This is a genomic window from Streptomyces sp. NPDC111656 (genome assembly GCF_055656965.1).
This window is the reverse complement of record NZ_JBVKCA010000016.1, coordinates 91,931-110,635: the sequence shown is the minus strand read 5'-3', so window position 1 is coordinate 110,635 and position 18,705 is coordinate 91,931. Positions and strand designations below refer to the sequence as shown.

The 18,705-nt window shown below is 69.6% G+C and carries 12 protein-coding genes and 2 pseudogenes; 3 read left to right on the top strand and 11 right to left on the bottom strand.

What is annotated here, in order from left to right; genetic code table 11:
- Positions 1-50 precede the first annotated feature (50 nt).
- The 5 genes from ACZ7M3_RS37040 to ACZ7M3_RS37020 form a co-directional block, all read right to left on the bottom strand.
- Positions 51-2,117, bottom strand: coding sequence for an RICIN domain-containing protein (locus tag ACZ7M3_RS37040; protein WP_472069300.1), 2,067 nt, complete (start codon positions 2,115-2,117; stop codon positions 51-53).
- Between the two features lie 108 nt (positions 2,118-2,225).
- The gene (locus tag ACZ7M3_RS37035; RefSeq protein ID WP_472069298.1) at positions 2,226-4,283 is read right to left on the bottom strand and encodes a beta-galactosidase; all 2,058 of its coding nucleotides are present in this window, start codon (positions 4,281-4,283) and stop codon (positions 2,226-2,228) included.
- 107 nt (positions 4,284-4,390) lie between these two features.
- Entirely contained in the window at positions 4,391-5,731 is a 1,341-nt protein-coding gene (locus tag ACZ7M3_RS37030; RefSeq protein ID WP_472069296.1) for an ABC transporter substrate-binding protein, read from the bottom strand.
- A 100-nt stretch (positions 5,732-5,831) separates the two neighbouring features.
- Positions 5,832-6,794 carry a carbohydrate ABC transporter permease gene (locus ACZ7M3_RS37025; protein ID WP_472069294.1) on the bottom strand — a complete coding sequence of 321 codons (963 nt, stop codon included), beginning with the start codon at positions 6,792-6,794 and terminating at the stop codon, positions 5,832-5,834.
- 4 nt (positions 6,795-6,798) lie between these two features.
- Entirely contained in the window at positions 6,799-7,722 is a 924-nt protein-coding gene (locus ACZ7M3_RS37020; protein ID WP_067381317.1) for a carbohydrate ABC transporter permease, read from the bottom strand.
- A 223-nt stretch (positions 7,723-7,945) separates the two neighbouring features.
- Here ACZ7M3_RS37020 and ACZ7M3_RS37015 point away from each other — a divergent pair, with 223 nt between their 5' ends.
- Positions 7,946-8,998 (top strand): LacI family DNA-binding transcriptional regulator, encoded by a 1,053-nt coding sequence (locus ACZ7M3_RS37015; RefSeq protein ID WP_095850525.1) that lies wholly within the window; start codon positions 7,946-7,948, stop codon positions 8,996-8,998.
- Between the two features lie 102 nt (positions 8,999-9,100).
- Here the strand turns inward: ACZ7M3_RS37015 and ACZ7M3_RS37010 are convergent.
- The 4 genes and pseudogenes from ACZ7M3_RS37010 to ACZ7M3_RS36995 form a co-directional block, all read right to left on the bottom strand.
- A pseudogene (locus ACZ7M3_RS37010) lies at positions 9,101-9,536 on the bottom strand (cysteine hydrolase family protein).
- Between the two features lie 79 nt (positions 9,537-9,615).
- Positions 9,616-10,878 (bottom strand): cytochrome P450, encoded by a 1,263-nt coding sequence (locus ACZ7M3_RS37005; RefSeq protein WP_472069292.1) that lies wholly within the window; start codon positions 10,876-10,878, stop codon positions 9,616-9,618.
- 55 nt (positions 10,879-10,933) lie between these two features.
- A pseudogene (locus tag ACZ7M3_RS37000) lies at positions 10,934-12,558 on the bottom strand (FAD-dependent oxidoreductase).
- A 216-nt stretch (positions 12,559-12,774) separates the two neighbouring features.
- Positions 12,775-13,620 (bottom strand): class I SAM-dependent methyltransferase, encoded by an 846-nt coding sequence (locus ACZ7M3_RS36995; protein WP_472069290.1) that lies wholly within the window; start codon positions 13,618-13,620, stop codon positions 12,775-12,777.
- A 324-nt stretch (positions 13,621-13,944) separates the two neighbouring features.
- On the opposite strand from ACZ7M3_RS36995, the gene ACZ7M3_RS36990 reads away from it, so the two are divergent.
- Positions 13,945-14,271 (top strand): hypothetical protein, encoded by a 327-nt coding sequence (locus ACZ7M3_RS36990; protein ID WP_472069288.1) that lies wholly within the window; start codon positions 13,945-13,947, stop codon positions 14,269-14,271.
- Between the two features lie 57 nt (positions 14,272-14,328).
- Here the strand turns inward: ACZ7M3_RS36990 and ACZ7M3_RS36985 are convergent, their stop codons facing one another.
- Positions 14,329-14,637 carry a CbrC family protein gene (locus tag ACZ7M3_RS36985; protein WP_472069530.1) on the bottom strand — a complete coding sequence of 103 codons (309 nt, stop codon included), beginning with the start codon at positions 14,635-14,637 and terminating at the stop codon, positions 14,329-14,331.
- A gap of 215 nt (positions 14,638-14,852) precedes the next feature.
- On the opposite strand from ACZ7M3_RS36985, the gene ACZ7M3_RS36980 reads away from it, so the two are divergent.
- Positions 14,853-15,644 carry a leucine-rich repeat domain-containing protein gene (locus ACZ7M3_RS36980; RefSeq protein ID WP_472069286.1) on the top strand — a complete coding sequence of 264 codons (792 nt, stop codon included), beginning with the start codon at positions 14,853-14,855 and terminating at the stop codon, positions 15,642-15,644.
- Positions 15,645-15,660: 16 nt separating this feature from the next.
- On the opposite strand, the gene ACZ7M3_RS36975 is transcribed toward ACZ7M3_RS36980, so the two are convergent.
- Positions 15,661-18,654, bottom strand: a complete 2,994-nt coding sequence (locus tag ACZ7M3_RS36975; protein ID WP_472069284.1) for a glycosyl hydrolase — start codon at positions 18,652-18,654, stop codon at positions 15,661-15,663.
- Between the last annotated feature and the right edge of the window lie 51 nt (positions 18,655-18,705).

Here is an 18,705-nt window from a genome sequence, read left to right as displayed (position 1 = left end):
ACCCGCGCGGGCCGTCACGGGCGGGTGCGGAGAGGGATGGTGCCGTAGGGCTAGGAGCCGGCCCCGGCGGTCACGTCGGATACCGTCCACCGTTGGTTCGAGCCGGAGTTCGGCGTCCAGATCGTGACGGCGGATCCGTCGGCGGTGGCTTGGCCGCCCACCTCCAGGAGCCTTCCGGTGGCGGCGTTGACGAGGGTCCAGGTGCCGTCACCGGTCGTCGACATGATCCACTGTGTGGCCGTGTCACGCGGTCCGGTGTCCGCCTCCAGGACGGGGGCGCCGTCGCGCACGGCCAGCCGCTTGCCCTCCACCGGGTTGGTGAACACGTACCGTTGCCGGTTGCCGGTCTGGCCGCTGATCTGGCGCAGCTGCCATCGCTGGCCGGTGACCGTGGCCGGGTCCGTGCTCGCCGTCTTGATGACGAGCTTGCCGCCGTCGTCCGAGACGGTGAGCGCCTTGCCGCTCTGGACGCCGGTCAGGGAGTAGGTGTGGCCCTTCTTCAGCAGAGCGGCGTCCTTGGCCACGCCCGACACGCCCTTGACGACGAAGGAGGTCACGGACTGGGCGGGCACGGTGAAGGTGGCTCGGCGGTCGGTGACCGGGACGGGGGTCTGGCGTGCCAGCTTGCCGTCGGCGCTGGTCACCACGGGAGTCACCGTCGCGCCCCGCGCGATGTGGCCGAACTTGGACAGGTCGATGGTGACCGTACGCGCGCTGGTGGTGCTGTTGACGTGGACGACGGTCGCCCCGTTGCCGCTCTTGGAGACCGCGGCCGCGCTGAACGTGTCGTCGGTCATGATCAGCCGGTCGCCCGGCTTGATGTAGTGGGTGAAGTTCCGAGCGGTGTCGAACTTCGTGTTCGTGTGGATCGGGCAGGTCGCGAGGGTGTCCGCGGAGGTGCAGCTGAACGGGAGCTGGATGCTGCCCCAGTTGCCGCCCTTGGCGGACTCACCGCCCGGCTTCATGTTGTCGTAGTCCTCGACCGGCTGCCAGAACACCCAGGCCTTGGGCTCGAGTTCGCGCAGGTCGTCGACCATCTGCTGGGCCAGGCCCAGGCCCGGCCGCATGTCCGTGAAGCTCTGGCCGTCGCCCCAGTCGCCCTCGACCTCGCTCATCCACAGCGGTTTGTCCGCCGCCTTGGCCAGGTCGCGCACGCTGCTACGGCCGCCGGTGCCGTAGGTGTGGACGTTCAACTGGCCGACGAGGTCCCGGACGTCCTGCGGGTAGGTGTTCCAGTTCTGTGTGAAGATGCTGGGGTTGGTCTCGTCCATCGCGGAGATCTTCGTGCCGGTCTTCGCCTTCTCGAGGGCGGGGGCCAGCGCGCGGATCACCTGCTGCTGGAGCTCGGGGCCGATGTGCGCCCCCTCCTGGCGGCCGCCGACCGGCTGCCCGTCCGCGCCCAGGCGCGTGCCCCAGTAGTTCGTGTTCGGCTCGTTGAACGGGTCGAGGGTGTCGACCTTGATGCCGTGTGCCTTCTCCAGCCGCTTGGTCGCGCCCGCCAGATAGGCGGCGAAGTCGTCGACGGAGTCGGCCTTGAGCTGGTCGGCGGAGGAGTTGAAGCCGCCGGAGACATAGCCGCTGTTGGTCATGAACCAGGGCGGCGAGTTGCTGAACGTCTCCCAGTGGGTGATGTCCTTCTTGATCCGGTCCACCCACCAGCGCTGGGTGGCGTCGGCGTTCGGGTTCCAGTCGGCCGCGTCGTCGGCGCTCCACCAGTCGGTGTCCGTATGGGTGGTGCCGTCCGGGGCCTTCCACCAGCCCTCGACCGCTCCGCCGGCCCGCAGGTAGTTCTTGACGTCGGGGGCGTTGCCACCGCCGATGTTGTAGCGGGCGATGTTCAGATTGAGGCCGTCGTCGCCGAACAGGAGCTTGGCGAGCTTCTCGCGGATCGGCGCCGGGTAGTCGCCGGTGGCGTTGGCGAACCAGACCAGGCTGGTGCCCCAGCCCTCGAAGCTCTGCTCCTTGTACGAGGGATCCGGCCGGACGGTCACGGACGCGGCGGCCGTCGGCGCGGTCTCCGCGCTCGTCGGCGGGGCGGTGACCAGGGCTGCCCCGGTGGCCAGTGCGGTGCCTGCGATGGTTCCCAGAAGCCGTCTTGTGCGGGTACGGCGTGCCAACGTGTGCTCCCAACTCGTGTGTGGTCGCTGCGATGGACCGGCGTGCCCCCGCCCGGGGGCACGCCGGCTAACCCTCGAACGGGGGCCGTGCTCGCTGTTCGAGGGCTGTCAAAGGGCGGGCTGCCGCAGTACGGCGACGTCCCGGGGGGCGAGGACGACGGTGTCGTCGTCCGTCCGGCCGACCAGCAGGTCTCCGGAGACTCCGGTCAGCGGCACCGTCTCGTCGGTCCGGTTGACCAGGAACAGATAGCGGCTGTCCGCGCTCCGGCGCACGATCAGCTCGACGCTTCCCCGCGCGCCGTCCGGCAGTTCACTGTGCACACCGGCCGGGGCGAGCAGCTTCGGCAGCAGCGCGGTGAGACCGTCCGTGCCGAGCCGGGTGGAGACGTACGCGGCCGAGCCCTGGCCCGTCGGGCGCCGGGTGACGGCGGGGCGGTCGGCGTACGTGCCGCCGCGGTAATGCGCCAGCACCTCCACCGCCGGGTCGGTGACGCTGATCCGGTCGGTCCACAAGGTGCCCGTGGCGGCGCCGTCCACGCCGTCCAGGTCGACGTCGGCCGTCTCGCCGTCGAGCAGCGGGCCGAACTCCTCGATGCGGATGCCGAGCAGCTCGCGCAGGGCGCCCGGGTAGCCGCCGAGCCAGATGTGGTCGTTCTCGTCGACGACACCGGAGAAGTACGTGGTGATCAGGTGGCCGCCGTTCTCGGCGTACCGGGTGAGCTCCTTGGCGAGCGGGGCCGGCATGACGTGCAGCACCGGCGTGATCAGGACCTGGTAGCGCTCGAGTTCGGTCTGTGTGGTGACGACGTCGGCCCTGATGCCGAGGGCGAGGAGCGCGGAGTACCAGTCCAGCGCCTCCTGCCGGTAGCTGAGCTGGGCGGTGGGGTGGGAGTCCTGCTCGCTCGCCCACCACGAGTCCCAGTCGAAGACGATGCCGACCCGGGCCGGCTCACGCTCGGTCCCGGCGACCGGAGCGAGGGTCTTGAGGGTCTGTCCGAGGTCGGCCACCGCGCGGAAGAGCTCACTGTCGGCTCCGGCGTGCGGGACCATCGCCGAGTGGTACTTCTCTGCGCCTGCCGCCGACTGGCGCCACTGGAAGAAGCACACCGCGTCGGCGCCGTGGGCGACGTGCACCAGCGAGTCACGGGCGAGGTCGCCCGGCCGCTTGGCCACGTTGATCGGCTGCCAGTTGACGGCGCTGGTGGAGTGCTCCATGAGGAACCACGGACGGCCGCCGGCGATGCCGCTGACGAGGTTGGCGGAGAAGGACAGCTCGTCGCGGTCCTGCGGGCCGGGCACCACGTAGTGGTCGTTGGAGACGAAGTCGATCTCGGCGGCCCAGTCCGCGTAGTTCATTCCCTTGGTGTTGCCCATCACCATGAAGTTGGTGGTGACCGGAACACCGGGCGTGAGCTCGCGCAGGACGTCCCGCTCCGCGCGCAGATGGTCCTTCAGCACGTCGGAGGAGAAACGCTTGAAGTCCAGCTGCTGGGTGGGGTTCGGGTGGGAGGCGGCCAGCCGGGGCGGCAGGATCTGCTCCCAGTCGCTGTAGCGCTGGGACCAGAACGCCGTGCCCCAGGCGTGGTTGAGGGCGTCGAGCGTCGTGTAGCGGGCGCGCAGCCAGTCGCGGAAGGCGCGGGCGGCGTCGTCGGAGTAGTCGTAGACGTTGTGGCAGCCCAGCTCGTTGGAGACGTGCCAGGCGACCAGCGCGGGGTGGTTCGCGTACCGCTCGGCCATCTTGCGCACCAGGCGCAGCGCGTGCTCGCGGAAGACGGGGGAGGTGGGACGCCAGTGCTGGCGCGCCCCGGGCCACAGCGTCTCGCCGGAGGCGGTGACCGGAAGGATCTCCGGGTGCGCCGTGCTGAGCCAGGGCGGCGGGGAGGCGGTGGCGGTGGCCAGGTCGACCCCGATGCCTCCCGCGTGCAGCAGGTCCATGATCTCGTCGAGCCAGCCGAAGTCCCACTCGTTCTCGGCGGGCTGGATGCGGGCCCAGGAGAAGATCGCCACGGAGACGATGTTGACGCCCGCCTCCCGCATGAGCCGGATGTCCTCCTCCCACACCTCGCGTGGCCACTGCTCCGGGTTGTAGTCGGCGCCGTAGGCGAGGCGGGGGGTGGGATCACCGTCCGGCCCGTGCCGCAACTGGGACAGGAGGGTGGAGATCATGGTGGTCCTTCCGGTTACTGCACGGGTGGCGCGAGGTACGTGGTTGCTTCCGGGCGGCCGCCGCTGAGCGCCTGCTGCTCAGCGGCGGCTCCCGAGGGGTATGCCGGTTACTTCGAGACGGTGAAGCCCTGCTCGTTGCCGTACTTGATGGAGGCGTCCTGCCAGCTCTTCAGACCGGCGGCCAGCTTGGTGCCGGAGATGTAGGCCTTGCCGACGGTGTCGTTGAAGATCGAGTTGGCGTACTGCTGGAAGGGCAGGTACGACCAGTCGCTGGCGACGTTGGCGGCGGACTCGGCGAAGATCTTGTTGGCTTCCTGGCCGCCGAAGTAGTCGAACTTGGTGTTCTGGAACTCGGTGGACTGGAGTTCGGCCTTGGTCGCCGGGAAGGCGCCCTGCTTGATGCGGGTCTGCACGCCGTCACCGGAGTTGGCGTACTCGACGAACGCGTAGGCGAGTTCCTTGTTCTTGCCCAGCGCGGGCAGGGCGAGCGAGCTGCCGCCGTTCTCCGCGCTCGCCTTCTCGCCCTTGGCCCACTGCGGCATCGGGGCCGCTCGCCAGTCACCGGAGGCGTTCGGAACGCCGGAGACGAAGTTGGCGGGCATCCAGGCGCCGGTGGTCAGGGTGGCGATGGTGCCGTCGCCCAGGCCCTTGTACCAGTCGTCGGTCCAGCCGTTGATGGGCGAGACGAGCTTCTCGTCGATGAGCTTCTGCCAGGTGTCGGTGTACTTCTTGGCGCCCGCGTCCTCGAAGTTGACCGTCACCTTGGTGCCGTCGACCTTGTAGGGACGCGAACCGGCCTGCCACAGCATGCTGGTGGTGAAGCCCGCGTCGCCGGCGTCGTTGGCGATGTAGACCTTGGGGTCGGCCTTGTGCAGCTTGCGGGCCGCGTCGACGTACTCGTCCCAGGTGGTCGGGACCGCGATCTTGTACTTGTCGAAGACCTTCTTGTTGTAGAACATCGCCATGGGGCCGGAGTCCATCGGCAGGCCGTAGACCTTGTCACCCTCGCTCACGGCGTTCCACGGACCCGGGGTGTACTTGGCGGCGAGCTTGTCGGCGCCGTAGGGGGCCAGGTCGCTGAGGCCCTTGGTGAGGGAGTACTGGCTCAGCGCGAAGTACTCGACCTGCGCGACGTCGGGGACGCCCTTCCCGGCCGAGATGGCGTTCGACAGGGCGGTGTAGTGCTTGTCGCCGGACCGCTCGCTGACGAGGTTGATCTTGACCTTGGGGTACTTCTTCTGGAAGTCGGCGGCGACCGTCTTCAGCGTGGGCTCCCAGGCCCAGACGTTGACCGTGCCGCCCTTCTTGAGGGCCGCCTGGATGTCCGCGGCGGAGACCGCCTTCTGGCCCGAGCTGTCGTCGTCGGAGCCGCCGCAGGCGGTGGCCCCCAGGGCGAGGACGGAGAGGAGAGCGAAGCCGCGCAGCAGGCGGCCGGTGGTTCTGCGCATGGAGGTGCTTCCACTTCTTCGTGGGTGGGACTTCTTCATGGGTGGGACAGGGTGAGGGTGAAAGAGGTGAGGCTGCGGGGGGTGGGGGCCTGAGGGCGGGCTATTCCTTGACGCTTCCGGCGGCGAGTCCGGACTGCCAGTACTTCTGCAGCAGCAGGAACGCGGCGATCAGCGGCACGATGGTGAGCAGCGATCCGGTGATCACCAGGTTGAAGATCACGTCGCCACCGATCGTCTGGGCCTGGGAGTTCCAGGAGTCCAGGCCCAGGGTCAGGGGGTACCAGTTGGGGTCCTTGAGCATGATCAGCGGCAGGAAGTAGTTGTTCCAGGTCGCGACCGTGGTGAACAGCAGGACGGTCACGGTGCCAGGAGCGAGCAGCGGCATGGCGACCTGGAAGAAGGTGCGGATCTCGCCCGCTCCGTCGATGCGGGCGGCCTCCATCAGTTCGGTGGGGATGGCCTCGGTGGCGAAGACCCACATCAGGTACAGGCCGAAGGGCGAGACGAGTGAAGGGATGATCACCGCCCACGGTGTGTCCGTCAGCCCCATCTTGCTGAACATCAGGAAGGTGGGCACCGCCAGGGCGGTGCCCGGGACGGCGACGGCACCGATGACCACGGCGAAGACGGCGCGCTTCCCGGGGAAGGAGAACTTCGCCAGCGCGTAGCCGCCCAGGATCGCCAGGAGGGTCGCGCCGCCGGCGCCGAGCACGACGTACAGCAGGGTGTTCAGCAGCCAGCGGACGAAGATGCCGTCGTGGTACGTGAACGTCTTGCTGATGTTGTCCCAGAGGGCGAAGTCGTGACTGAACCACAGGCCGGACGAGTTGGCGAGCCCGTCCTGGGTCTTGGTGGCGCTGATGACCAGCCACACCAGGGGCACCACGGTGTAGAGCATGATCAGGCCGGTGAGCACGGTCAGCAGGACGCTGCGCTTGGGGCGTCCGGGAGTGTGCTTGCGCCGCGTGCGCAGTCGGGGCGTGTTCTTGGAACCGCCGGACTCACCGGACTGGGCGGACGGGGGCTGGGAGGCGGTGGTGACGGGGCTGCTCGTGCTGCTCATCGGGTCACGCTCCCTTGCGCATGCCGCGGAGCTGCACGACATAGGCGATGACCATGGTGATCAGCCCCATGATGATGGCGACCGCCGCGGAGTAGTTGTGCTGCTGTCCGTTGAAGGACAGTGAGTACGTGTAGTAGTTCGGGGTGTAGTCCGTTGTGATGGCGTTGCGCGCCAGCGGCCGCAGGATGCTCGGCTCGTTGAAGAGCTGGAAGCTGCCGATGATCGAGAAGATCGTCGCGATGACCAGGGCGCCGCGGATGGCGGGGAGCTTGATGGCCGAGATGATGCGGATCTGCCCGGCGCCGTCGATCTCCGCGGCCTCGTACAGCGAGTTCGGGATGACCCGCAGCGCGGAGTAGAAGATCAGCATGTTGTAGCCCACGAACTCCCAGGTGACGATGTTGCCGATCGACGCCAGGACCAGGTCCGCGGAGAGCGGGTCGGGCAGGGTGACGTCGAAGGCGCTGTTGATGTCACCCACCAGACCGAACCGGGTGCCGTACATGAAGCCCCACATCAGGGTGGCGACCACGGCGGGCACCGCGTACGGCAGGAAGATCGAGATCCGGAAGAAGTTCCTGCCGTACAGACGGCCACTGTCCAGCGCGAGTGCGACGAGCAGGGCGATCCCCAGCATGATCGGCACCTGGATCAGCAGGAAGAGCGAGACCCGCTCCAAGGAGGACCAGAACTGGTCGTCCTGGAGAGCCTGCTTGTAGTTGTCCAGGCCGACGAAGGACGTGCCCCCGATGAGCTTGTCGCGGAACAGGCTGAGGTAGATCGAATAGGCGATCGGAGCCAGGAAGACGAAGGCGAAGACCACCGCGAAGGGGCCGATGAACCCCCATCCTGTCCAGGAGCGGCGGTCCCTTTTCGGAGGCCGGTCCGGGCGCCGTGCCACGCCCGCAGGGGGTTGAAGCGTCGTCATGTCGTTCCTCGCTCGTCCATCTCGGAACCGGCGTCTCACGCCGTCGCGATGTTTACGTAAACATGCCGTCCCCCTTGGCGTCGAGGGCTGTTATGTTTACGTAAACATCTGATGGCGGCATGTCTACACTGCGCCAATGTCGGTGGTCAAGGGTCGTCTGACGAAACGGCGACCCGGGTAACAAAGGAGACGGGTGGACACTGCGGACAGCGCCTCGACGGGGATGGAACGGTCCCGCGGGCGCAAGGGAAAACGGGCGGTGCGTCGCACGCAGACCGCGTCCATGGCGGATGTCGCACGCCTGGCCGGGGTCTCCTCGCAGACGGTTTCCCGCGTGTCCAATGGTTACGCGGGTGTGAACGAGGAGACCCGTGAACAGGTGCTGGCGGCGATGAAGGAACTGGGCTACCGGCCCAACAGCGCCGCCCGGGCCCTCAAGCGCGGTGAGTTCCGCACCATCGGCGTCATCACCTTCAACCTCTCCACCACGGGCAACATGCGCACCCTGGAGGCGATCGCCACCTCCGCGGCGCAGGAGGGCTACGCCGTCACGCTGCTGCCGGTCGCCGTGCCCACCCAGGACGAGGTGCGCGGCGCCTTCTCGCGGCTCGGGGAACTCGCCGTCGACGCCGTCATCGCCATCATGGAGGTGCACCTGCTCGACGCGGCGACCATCTCCCTGCCCCCGCACGTGCAGGTCGTCGTCGCCGACTCGGACGCGGGCGACCGCTACGCGGTGGTCGACACCGACCAGGCCGGGGGAGCCCGGGCCGCCGTGCGCCACCTGCTGGACCTCGGCCACAGCACGGTCTGGCACCTGGCCGGCCCCGAGGAGTCCTTCGCGGCACAGCGCCGCACCGATGCCTGGCACGCCGCCCTGACCGAGGCGGGCCGCGTCCCGCCGCCCCTCGTACGCGGCGACTGGTCGGCGGAGTCCGGCTACCGCGCGGGCCTGCGGCTCGCCGACGAGCGCGACTGTACGGCGGTGTTCGCCGCCAACGACCAGATGGCACTGGGCCTCCTGCGGGCCCTGCACGAACGCGGCCGGAAGATCCCCGACGACGTCAGCGTCATCGGCTTCGACGACATCCCCGAGGCCGGCTCCTTCCTGCCGCCGCTGACCACGGTCCACCAGGACTTCGCCGAGGTGGGACGCCTGTGCGTCGAAGGTGTCCTACGGCGGATGCGCCACGGCGGACCCGAACACGGCACCACGCTCGTCCCCACGAAGCTGGTGGTGCGGGGGAGCACGGCTCCGCCGGCCGGGGACGCGTGAGGTTCCAGATGCGTGAGGTTCCCGTGCCGGGAGCCGAGAGCCGAGAGTCGAGAGCCGAGCGACACTGAGCGGCAGGAATTCCGTGGCCGCTTCAGCCTCTCGCTATCGCGGTGTGAGGGCTTTGAGCCAGTCCTCTACGGTGACGACATCCGCCCATTGCGGGAACAGCTTCTCAGTGAGGATCCGGTGCATCTCGGGGTCGGTGTCGAGGCAGGCATCCGCCAGGACGGTGAGGTCGAAGTCCAGGTCGATGGCGCGGCACAGGGTGGACCTCGGGCGCGACGTCGTGGTGGATCTCGGTGCCGGGGTCACCCTCGGTGAACAGGCCGGCCCGCACGGCGGCGGTGAGCACCCTGTTGCGGGGGCTGACCTCCGGATGGTCCGGCCGTAACGCGATGACCACGTAGATCACGGGGATGCCCGCCGCGCGGGCACCGTCGATCGCCCAACGCAGGCGCGGCAGATATCCAGAGCCGTCGTCGGCGATGCCCACGATGTCCCGTTGGACGTCCATCACGAGGAGCGCGCGGTTCGCCATACTTGCCGTCCCTTCGCCATGGGAAACAAGAGCGATTCTGGGGGATCGACCGAGCCGCGTCGGGGAATCGCGGAGATCCTCACGCGGGGTTGACGCCGTCGATCTCGACCAGGAGGTGGCGGGGGCCGCGCAGGCTGGGGCTCGCGCGGTAGGGCGGTGGGTCGGCGACGAGTCGGGGGTTCTTCAGCCGGTGTGCCAGCTGGGTGAGAGCGATCTGTGTCTCGGGACGGGCCAACGGGGCACCGAAGCAGTAGTGGATGCCGCCGCCGAAGCCGAGGTGCTCGTTGTGCTCGCGATCGGGATCGAAGCGGTCGGGGTCCGTGACGAAGCCGGGGTCGCGGCTGCCGGAGGCGAGCACGAGGGCGACCGGTGATCCCTTGGGGATGGTGGTACCTGCGATCTCGATGTCGTCGAGGGTGTTCCGGCCGCTGGACAGAAACTGCACCGGTGGCTCGTAGCGCAGGAGTTCCTCGACCACCCGGGCGGCCAGATCGGGTTCGTCACCGCGACGAAGCCGCTCGAGCACCTCGGGGTGGCGCAGGAGGGTGAGCATGCCGTTGGTGACGAGGTTGACGGTCGTCTCATGGCCGGCGACGAGCAGCAGGGCCGCGTTGCTCAGTATCTCTTCGCGTGACATCGGCGCCTCGTCGCTGTCACCGCTGAGCAGTCCGGAGAGCAGGTCGTCGCCCCGTCGGCCGTGGCGGGCGTCGAGGAGCTGGGCGAAGTACTGGCCGAGGTCGGCGACGGCCTTCGCGCGTCGGCGCTGCCGCTCCACGATCCCGCCGGTGGTCGGATCGGCGGTTTCGATGACCGCGCCGGACATCACCTGGAATCGCGGTTCGTCCTCGCGGGGTACTCCCAGCAGCTCGCAGATCACCGTGACCGGGAAGGGATAGGCGAAGTCGTCGACGATGTCGACCCGGACCGTGCCGGACCCGTCCTCGCCGGTGAAGTCGTCGATCAGTCTCGTCACGATCCCGAGCAGGTCGGACATCATGCCGTCGATACGTCCCGGGCGGTGGGGTGGGCCGAAGTTCCGCGTCAGCAGGCGCCGAAGGCGGTCGTGCTCGGGCGGGTCGGTCCGGATGAAGTTCGGCGGCAGCCCGGGAAGGCCCTCTTCGTACTGCGCCGCGACATCGGCGCCGACCTCGGGGAGGTTGCGCGCATCCGAGCTGAGCCGTGGGTCGTGGAGCAGAGACACGATCTCCCGGTAGGCGCTCACGACGTAGGTCCCGTCCTTCGCCCGCACCACGGGCGTCTTGCGCAGCTCGGTGTAGAGCGGGTACGGGTCGGCGCGGTGGGAGGGATCGAGGATCTGCTGCCAGGTGCTGGTCCGGGTCATGGAGAGCATCTCCCGCAACTCGGGGATCAGGGACGGGCGGTGGCCTGGGCAGGGGTCACAGATACGTTCTGCGGACCAACGTGGCCCGCCGTTCACTGGGTCCGTGACCGGTCACCACGACCGTGGCCTGCGGGGTGGGCCGTTCCGGGACCTCGGCCGCGACCGGGCGCCCGTCGGTGGACTGGTCGACGGTGCGGAAGGACGGCGGGAACGGCGCCGCCCGGTCGATCAAACCTGCATAGAAGTCCAGCCACTTGGCCTGGTCGAAGGCGACCGCCGCGGTGATTCGCCCGCGGTAGCCGTAGACGGCGACGAAGCGGCGCTCGGCCACCGATCCCTGGGCGATGACGACGTGGTCGGCGTGGGTCGGGACACCGACGGACTTGATCTCGGTGCCGAACTGGGTGGACCAGAACTCCGGCAGCGCCAGGTGCGGCCAGCGCTCGCTCTGGGTGCTGATCATGTTGTGCGCGGCGATCCCCGCCTGGGCGACGGCGTTGCCCCAGTGCTCCAGGGCGAGGTACTGGTAGTCGTAGACCGGGTGCGGGCAGCGGGCCACGTCGCCTGCGACGAACACATCGTCGGTCACGAGGCCGTTGACGTCGACAGCGCGGCACCCCGTATCGCACGCCACGCCCCAGGCCCCTGCCGCAAGCCCCGAGCCTTCCAACCACCCCACGTTGCGGATGCTGCCGAGAGCGGCCACCGCCACTTCGACATCCAGGGTGCTGCCGTCGGACAGACGGGCGCGCCGCAGCCTCCCACTCCCATCGCCTTCCAGTGAGTCGACTCTGACGCCGCACCGCAGGTCGACGCCGTTGTCGCGCTGCATCTGCGCCGCGACCCCGCCGATCACCGCGCCCAGCGCCCCGGCCAGCGGGGCCGGGCCGCGATCGAGCACGGTCACCTGCAGATCCAACTCGCGGCAGGCGGAGGCGACTTCACAGCCGGTGAACCCGGCGCCGATGACCAGCACCCGGCGGGCCCGGCCGCCAGCCGTTGCCGCAACCCCTCCGCGTCTTCCGGCGTGTGCAGCGCGAACAGTCCGTCGAGCGCGGCCTCCGCCTCGTTCGGCCACGGGCGCGCCCGTACCCCGGTGGCGATGAGCAACCGGTCGAATCCCACCTTCGCGCCATCGGCCAGCAGCACCTGCTTGCCGCTCAGGTCGAGCCCCGTGGCCGCGACTCCGAACCGCCAGTGCGCGTCGAGTTCGTCGCGGCGGGGTAGTCCGGTCCGCCGCGCGGGAACCTGGCCCATGAGGACCTGCTTGGACAACGGCGGCCGGTCATAGGGTGCGTGAGGCTCGTCCCCGATCACGGTCAGCGAGCCGGTGAAGCCCTCCTGGCGCAGCGTCCGAGCAGCCCGCAGGCCGGCCAGGGACGCCCCGACGATGACGATGCGCCCCGTACGCTTGAACGCCTCCCCAGGGCCGGGGGCGGCCATGTGCATCTCGGGCGTGGGCTCCCGGATCCGGGTGTCGTCACGGGTGTCGTCTCGGTCGAGGAAGATGGCCTGGACCGGGCAGGCCGCCGCGGCCCGCACGATCTTCTCCCGCTGCGCGTCGTCCGGATCGGTGTCGTACAGCAGCGCCTCGTCCCCTTGCATGACAAACACATCCGGCGCGGCGAAAGCGCACTGTGCGTATCCCTGGCACCGGGTGAGATCCACGACAACCTTCATGTGGACGCCCCTTCCGAGCCCTGCGGATCGGCTGTTTCGTCCCCGCCCGCGCACGGACGTCGTCATGTCTGCTCTTTCAGTGGATCACGGTACGCCCGGGCCCGCATCCCGCTGCGGGCCGACAGCCACGTTTCGTTGTCGGGGCACGCCACCTGCTGACGCCGGCTGAACGGGCCGAGTGGGATCGGCACGCCTTGCGGCTTCCCACCCGCACCATCACCGGTTCTTTCCCCAGACGAAGACCTCGGTGCTCGGAAGGCGTTCGGAGAATCGGCCCGAAGGGGACACCTCCCGCAGTAGGAGACGCACGTCCGACTCGAAGGCGGTGCGGCGCGCGCCGAACAGGTGCGGAGCCGAGAACGACATCGAGAACACCCCCGCGACGACGTCGTCGCACGTGCGCTCAAGCGCCTGCCCGCCGGGAACGACATGACGCCGAGGACCGGAGAATCCCGCGCGCGTGAGCACCGCCGCCTCGCCGCCGGGCGTGCCCTGCGGTAGCACCCCGCGCCCGGCGCGTCGTACCGGTCCGAGGTAGTGCCTGACCAACTCGTCCATCGCCGCACAGGGCACCGCCGGATACGGAAGACCGTCGACGGATCCACGCTCCGTCTTCAGATCCGAGATGTGCACGAACGCCCCGCCGGGCACGAGCATGTCCCTGATGGTCGCCGCCACCAGATCCCGATCCATCCAGTGGAAGGACTGGGCGAACGTCGCCACGGTGAACGTCCCAAGGTCTGCGGGCAGGTCCTCGGCCCGGACCCGCACCCACCGCGACTTTCCGCTCACCCCCGCCTCGGCGGCTCCCCGTCGCGCTTCGGAGAGCATCCCACTGTCCGGGTCCACACCGACGATCTCACCGAACAGGTGCGCCAGACTCAGTGCCAGGGTGCCCGGTCCGCATTCCACGTCGATCAGGCGCCCGCGACCGTCGAGTTGCAGAACCTCGGCGAGCACATCCGCGAGACCGGGTGCGTACGGGAGCCTTCCCCGTTGGTAGTAGGGGGCGGTCCCCGAGAACAACGTGTCGTCCCACTCCCAGCCGGCGACCACGGCCATCCGCCACCCTTCGCAGAAACACAGGATTGCCCGACGGCGGTCGCCGCACCGGTCAAGATAGCGAACGCACGGATTGCCGGACGACCAATTTCGTCCTCAGAACCACGTGTTCGTCGCCGGTCAGACGCTCCTCGCGCTCCAGGGCCAGGCGTACGGCGATGAGGCCCAGTCCGCCCGGAAGGGCGTGGCGTCCTTGCCCCAGGAGACGAGCACGTGGATCGTGTGCGCTGCTGGAAGACCGCGAAACGGCCCGAGTCACTCGCTCGTATTCGGCAAGCTCCCGCGGCGTCCCGACACATGCCCGTCGGCTCGAACAGGGGGACGATGGTGGACCGATGGCCCGAGGGTCCCGCCGCGGATCCGGAGGCGGCCCGGGAGCGCTACGACTCCGACATGCGGGCCTCGCGCAAAGCGTTACGGGAGACGGTCAGGGCTGACCTGCCCGCCGCGCACTTCGGGTTGGGGCTGGTCGTCGTCGCGAGTGTGATCGTGGAGTCGCTTGCGGGACCCGTCGCCGGGGTGCTCGTGGCTGGCGCTTTTGCCGCCCTGTTCCTCGTCGTGCTGGTGGTCCTGCTCCTTCGGGGCCCGCGAGGTCTGGACGCGGGGCGCCGGGCCTATCTCTTCACCTTCGGCTGGGCGAACTGGGCCTAGCGTCGGAGCCCGTAGTCTGCCGGGACGCGGAACGGCGCGATCTTCGACGGGGGACTCTCATCCTGTTTCACCGCCTGGTTCGTCCTTGTCCTGACCGTCATTCACATCGGGGGCGGACGCGGCGGAGAAGCGGTTCGACGGGCTTACGTTGCCACCTTCGGCTGGGGCGACTGCGCCACACCCTGAAAGGGGCTGAGCTGAACGCCGCGCCGTCACCGCAGTGGAATACCACTGAGGTTCCTGCCATCCGGGAAAACCCGGCGTACGGCCGGCCACCGCCACGAAGACCTCGATCGGTACGTCGCCGCCGACAGCGCCTCCCGTAAAGGTGGCCTCGTAGCGGCCGGCAGTCGTTCCGTCCGCGATGCACCATGGGCAGAGCCGGTCGGCGAGGTCGTCGACGGAGTAGACGGGGCCTGTGTAGAGCGGCGACGGTAACAGCTGCCGCCGCCACCCGGGCAGAAGGCAAAGCCCGAGCTCAGCTGGGGATTTGAGCTGCCGACCGTCAAATTCGCTGGGTAAGTCCAGGGAAGCGCCCGTATGTTGGCGCCATCACGAAAGAGGCGGAGCGGGAGGTCTTCGTGAACCGTCGGAGCGATACATCGAGCCCGGAGCCGAATCCGAACCCCGTTGGACGTGAGTCCTATCAGGACATCTGCCGCTGCTTCGACCAAATCCGCTCCCAGCCGCGCGCTCGCGTCGGCTTCCACGCCGAACGGCAGGACACCTCGGCCCCCGGCTGGCGGCATCTGCTCGCGCTCATCGACGAGGCGGCCGCCGACGGCCGGGAGGAGTTCCGTCCGCTCGTCGAGCTCACCCCCCAGGAACGGCGGCAGATCGTCACTCTGCCGCCGACCATCGCCAAGCTGACGGCGGTCAAGCACCTCATGCTCTACAGCAGCAACCTCGTCCGCATCCCGCCCGAGATCGGGGCGATGACCAGCCTGGAGGAGTTCACCCCGTACACCTCCTACCGACTGCACTGGTTCCCGTACGAGATCACCAGATGCACGAGGCTCACCAGGAGCACGGTGAGTACGCGCACCCTGTTCGGCAACTACAAGCTGCGGCCCCCCTTTCCGCGGCTTCAGCCTGCCGAGAGTTCGGTCGCCGGACTCGATACCGGCGACCTGGACCCACGCCGCTGGGGCACGACAGCCATCTCCTCATGCAGCGTCTGCGACCGAGCCGTCGAGCTCGGCGGGCTCCACCCGGTCTGGATCTCCCTGCGGGTGGCCACGGACGTGCTGCCCCTGCTGGTCAACGCGTGTTCGGCGCAGTGCGTGGCCGCACTTCCCCCGCCACCCGAGGGTTACGTCCGGTCCGCGCACACCGGCGGCCCGGTCGGCCGACCCTCGGCTGACTGGGACTGACCGGCACACGGCCCGGTCAGTCGATCCGTGCCTCGCCGTACGGCACCAGCCGCACCGGCCCGAGCAGCCCGTACGCCTGCCGCGCCGTACCGCCGTAGACCGCGGGGTCGCTGACCCGCAGCCGGTTGGAGAGCGGGGTGGCGACCTCGACCTCGATGACATTGACCCCGGGCCCGAGCATGTCGCCCAGGTCCACGACCGGATGGATCTGGTCCACGGGGTCGAGGCGGTGGCCGTTCACGGTGACCCGGCAGGTGTCCGTCACGGTGCCCAGTTCCAGGCGGGCACCGTGGCCGCCGGTCCACCCGTCGTCGAGGGTGACCGTGGTGCGGTAGCGGCCGATTCCGGAGACGTCCGCGAGCTCGGTGATCTGCGACCAGGGCAGCAGCGCGTCGAGGGTGAGGTCCTGCTCGACGACGGTGGTGCGGTAGGGCGTGTCGCCGGGCCGCCAGTCCTGGACGTGCAGCTGCCAGGATGCGAGATCCATCGGCGCGGGGACGGCCTTGAGTGTCGTCCGCACGGTGCGGCCGGAGGACAGGACGGTGCTGTACGTGCCTGCCGTGGTCGCCCGGACGGTGAGTCCGGCGTCGGTGAGGCGCACCTCGTCCGCCTCGCTGCTGACCGCGTGCGGACGGCGGCCGGCGCGGTCGCCGAAGAGCCCGGGGCGGCCGAGGGCCAGGATCAGGGTCTCGGCGGGGTGGAGGGTGACGCGGGCGGTGACGGTGTCGCCGTCCTCGGTGTAGCGGGCGAGGCGCTCGGACTTCCCGGTCCACGGGTCGAGGAGGTAGGGCACGGCGCCCGCGGTCGTGCGGTGCAGGGTGACCTCGTGGTCGATCGCGGCCACCGGCGGTTTGACGGTCTCGGCGTGCTTGCCGTTGCAGAGGTAGTAGTAGTCGACGCCGTCGGCCACGCGGTGGGCGTTGAGCAGGGTGGAGGAGGTCGCGTACCGGACGTCGGGTGCCACCCCGAGGTCGGCGAGAGCGGTGGGGACGGCCGACTTGTCGGTGACCTGGCGGACCAGCGGCTGGGCCAGCAACTCGGCGACCACGGAACGCAGTTCGTCGCTCTCGCCGCTGTCCGGGACGCCGGGTGGCACGACGGTGTCCCAGGCGCCGAGCAGCACGACGGGCAGTCCGGCGCGGGCGAGGCGCAGCAGGGCGCGGGCGTCGGACGGCGCCAGGGTGACCGTGGAGCCGTAGAAGAAGTCGCCCTCGACGAACAGGGCCTTGTACGCAGGGCCTTCGGGTGCGAGGTGTCCGTGGCGCACGATTGCGGCGGGCAGGTCGAGCAGCGGCCCGCTGAGGAACTGGTGGGTCCAGCCCAGGGGGACGCCCGTCGCGGTGAACCAGGAGGCACCGATGCCGGTGGCGGTGTACCCGGTCTGCCGGAACACCGCGACGTCGACGCGCGGGCGGCCGCTCTGCAGCACCTGGTGAACCCGGCCCAGGTACCCCGACACGTCCGCGACGTGCCGCCAGGTCGGATGCCGCGGGCCCCAGGACTCTCCATAGCCGACCGTCCCCTTGTACGGGGTGAAGGCGGCGTATCCGGGCCAGTTCACGCCCGGCAGCTCGGCGTAGGAGAAGCCGTGGACGACCGTCTGGTTGACCCCTGCCGCGTAGGCGCCGCCCATGGTGCGCAGGAACTTCTGCCAGGTGGTGTTGTACGCGCCGCCGGCGTAGGCGCCCGCCTCGCAGGACAGCACGGTGCGCCCCGCCATGTCTCGGCCGCCCGCCAGACAGCGGTAGTCGTCGAGGTTCTTGAAGCCGAGGGACTCGCCCTCGGGGATGTCCAGGAGCGCGGCCGAGGCGATCGCGTCGGTCTGCAGACCGTAGGGCTGGGAACGCAGTTCGAGGCCGAGGGAATGAGCCCAGGTCCGTAGGGCCGTCACATGGTGCCGGTTGAAGAGGACGGACACCGTTTCCCAGAAGTCGTGCCGGATCTGCCGGGTGACGGCGGCTTCGAACGCGAAGACCTGGCTGCCGTGGTTGAGGACCACGGCGGGCAGCAGCGGCAGCAGGGAGCGGCCGGTGTGGGCGAGGAACGCGTCCGGGAGGCCGGGTGTCCACTGGAGGCCGTCGGTCTCCAGCTCGATGGAGTCCTCGAAGAGTGCCCCGCCCGAGACCCTGAGCAGGCGCCGGACGGTGGGGGAGAGGAGGTGGGCCTCCCAGAAGTCGGTCACCGCGCGTGTGCCGGCCGCGCTGAAGTGGTCGACCACGTACGCGGCCGGGGCGGTGTGCGGGCCGCCCTCCGGAGTCTGTCCGGAACCGCGAACCCAGTAGGACACGATCACCCAACTGCCGTCGTCGGGTGCGGTCCAGGTGAGCGCGCCGTCGGTGACGGCGCCGGTGAGGTCCCGGACCGAGTCCAGGTCGAGCCCCGTCTCCTTGCGGGTGGAGTTCGCGGTGTTCACCCGGGCGGCCTGGACCAGGAGCAACTGCTGCCGGGTCACGCCCGAGGCGGCGGCGTAGACCGGGGGCGGCACCGGACCGGAGTAGGCGGATCCCGCCGTCAACGTGGCTGTTCCGTAGGCGAGTTCCTTGACCGCAGCCTCGCTGTCCGGCGTGATGCCGGGGACCGCCGCCGGCCAGCTGGGGCCGATGGTCAGATCGACGGTGAGGGCGCGCCGGGCCGCCTGGCCGAGTGCCGCCTCCACTCCCGCCACCCACGTGGCGCTGCCCCAGCCGTGCCGTGCGGTGTCCAGGACCGAGGAGTCCGTGACGCTGTGATGGACCGCGGCTATCTCGGCCCCGCCGAAACCGGCGTCGGCGATCTGGTCGATCTCGCGTCTGATCTCATCGGGCCGCACGAGACCGTCGGGCCACCACCAGCGGAACTTCGGCCGCACGGCGCGCCCGGGCGTCGCGAAGGGCGGACCGACGGCGGTCGAGGCCCTCGCCACCGCGGGCAGGCTCCAGTCGAACGCACCGGCCGCGGCCGTGGCGACGGCGGCCCCGAGGAGAGCGCGGCGGGGAAGTCCCGAGCGGCGGGCCGGGGTGACGTTGCTCATGGATCTCGTCCACTCTCTCGGAGGGCAGCGCAAACAGGACCCCTTCGGGGC